This window comes from Shewanella sp. 11B5, from assembly GCF_002836795.1.
GTDB classification, from domain to species: Bacteria; Pseudomonadota; Gammaproteobacteria; order Enterobacterales; family Shewanellaceae; genus Shewanella; species Shewanella frigidimarina.
In genome coordinates, this window is sequence record NZ_PJAP01001098.1 from 1 (window position 1) to 2,294 (window position 2,294).

2 protein-coding genes and 1 pseudogene are annotated in these 2,294 nt (G+C 38.1%); all 3 read left to right on the plus strand.

The features are described from left to right. On the plus strand, positions 1–812 hold an 812-nt coding region (locus tag CXF78_RS20720), incomplete at its 5' end, for a PilW family protein (RefSeq protein ID WP_102037823.1). A 33-nt stretch (positions 813–845) separates the two neighbouring features. Then, positions 846–1,298, plus strand: coding sequence for a pilus assembly PilX family protein (locus CXF78_RS20725; protein ID WP_011638332.1), 453 nt, complete (start codon positions 846–848; stop codon positions 1,296–1,298). 1 nt (position 1,299) lies between these two features. Continuing rightward, positions 1,300–2,294, plus strand: a pseudogene (locus CXF78_RS20730) (hypothetical protein); the annotation flags it as partial.

Genomic DNA, 2,294 nt, shown 5'->3' on the forward strand with positions numbered 1-2,294 from the left:
AGCTGGGTTTTTTTGCTGATATAACTGGCACAGAACTTATTGTGAATGTTAATTCTAGTAACTCAACGACAGTTTTAACATCGGACTGTGTTGGTGAGGGGGTTAATAATGCAACTTTTCCTCAAAATGTCCCTGCTCATTTTCGAAGGCTATGGGGAAATGAATATACTAATTCGTTAACTATGGTGTGTGGTGCGCCTCTCACTCCAGACAGCAAAACGGACATTATACAGGTGAAGAGGCTTGTTGGACCTTCCGTGTTAGCCGCTCAGTTAGATGCAAACAGTTATTATGCTTCAGTTACTGCTAACGAAATTGAATTCTTTAATGGCAGTGTAGCTACACCGCCAGTAAAATTAAATAGTCGTATGTGGAAATATCAACATAGAGTCTATTTTGTGGAAACTGATTCAGGTATCCCTGTATTAAAACGCCGGAGTCTTAATATTTCAGGTGGCATGTCAAACGAAGAGCAACTTGTTGAAGGTATAGAGAATATCCACTTTTTATATGGTTTTGATAATGATGGCGACTCGACACCAGATACCTTTATACCCGCGAAAAATGTGTCAACTTTTATGTGGGATAATCAAGGTTTTCAACGTCTAGTTGCTTTAAGAATGTACGTATTGGTTCGATCTATTCAGATTGATCGTAGTTATGAAAATGATGTGACCTACACATTAGGTGATAAAGAAATATCGGGTTCAGTCAATCCAAATAAGAGTAACGACACTGATTATAAACATTATCGACGAAAGGTGCTGTCCACAACGGTGGTGTTAGAGAATCCTGTATTGATTAGAAATTAATGTAAGGTTGTCAAACCAAATTTAGGTGTGAAAATGATCAAGACGTATAAATATCAACAAGGAATAGTGCTGTTTTTCTCTCTAATCGTTTTAGTATTAATGACGATAATCGGTGTTGCTTTGGCGGTTAGTTCTACACAGTCCTTAAGAATGTCTGGTGCTGGTAGTGATAGGTTAGCTGCTACATCGCTTGCTCTGGGTGGACTCAATACTGTTATTTCAAAAAGTGTGGTGTATCAATTTAGTACCACTACCGATCCAAAGAGAACTGTGGCGGAATTGAGCGGTAGCCAAGATATTACGCTTATGCCTCTAGATAATCCAGGTATCGATGTAAGTTGTCAAAGAACTGAAAAGGCTAATGCTGCAAATTTAATTAACTGTCGAAGAGTCGAAATTTCTAGCACAGTTAATTACGGACGAGGTGGTTACGGAGAGCTGTCTGTGACAATGGGTGTTGAGCAAGAAGTGCTCAAGGAGAATTAAAATGTTCAGTAAGTATCCGATTTTTATTATGTTATTTTCTGTATTGGGCTTTGTAGCTAATGCTGTTGCAGATGATACCGAATTATATGTTTTAGAGTCATCTGTGCGCAGTGATGATAATCCTCAAGTGCTCATTATATTAGACACTTCAGGTAGTATGGGTAACACGATGAGCGCAAGCCCTTTTCTCGTTCAGCCTAATCTTACTTCAGGCACCAAGCTGTATTATTCAACTAGTTCAAGTACAGTGCCAACTGCCAACAGTACTAATTTTATTACTTACAGTAAAAATGGTTGTCACTCTTCGGTTGAATTTTTACAAAAATTCGGTATTTATACGGGGTATTTTCGCGAATATAAAGGCAGTAAATGGCAAGAGTTTCCTGTAAGTGATGGAAGCAATATTACCAAAGTAGATTGTTATGAAGATATTGCTGTGGGAGATACTACCAATGCAAGTGGTGTTGGTGCTGGTTACCCTGTAGATGATTTAAGTGATGCCTATAAAAATGATGGAAACGCGCTCAACAATGCCAAGTTAACCGATTTTGGTCTCGGAGAACCAATCACATTGTTTACCCAGCAGTATGTGCAATGGTATTACAATAAGCCGGTAGCAACTAATACGGACAGAATTACAGTAGCCAAACGTGTATTAAATGAAGTGATTGTAAATACACCAGGTGTTGATCTTGGTCTAATGTTATTTAATTATAATGCTAGCGGTAGCAATCGCTCTTCAGAAAATAAAGATGGTGGGCGAGTCGTATCAAAAATTAACACTGGTAATATTAATAATAAGAAAGCGTTAGCTTCTATCGTCAAGAACACCATCGCAATAAAAAGCAATAATACACCATTGTGTGAAACCTTGTATGAAGCAGCATTATATCTACATGGCAAACCATTAGAGTATGGGCATGATACTTATGATTCAGTAGCTGCAACCCCTCTAAATAAAACATGGAAGTGGGTTAAAAAGTGGAATGGGTGGAT

Excerpts from the sequence above, each read along its gene's own strand:
- CXF78_RS20725 (WP_011638332.1), top strand. The coding sequence starts at position 846 with ATGATCAAGACGTATAAATATCAACAAGGAATAGTGCTGTTTTTCTCT.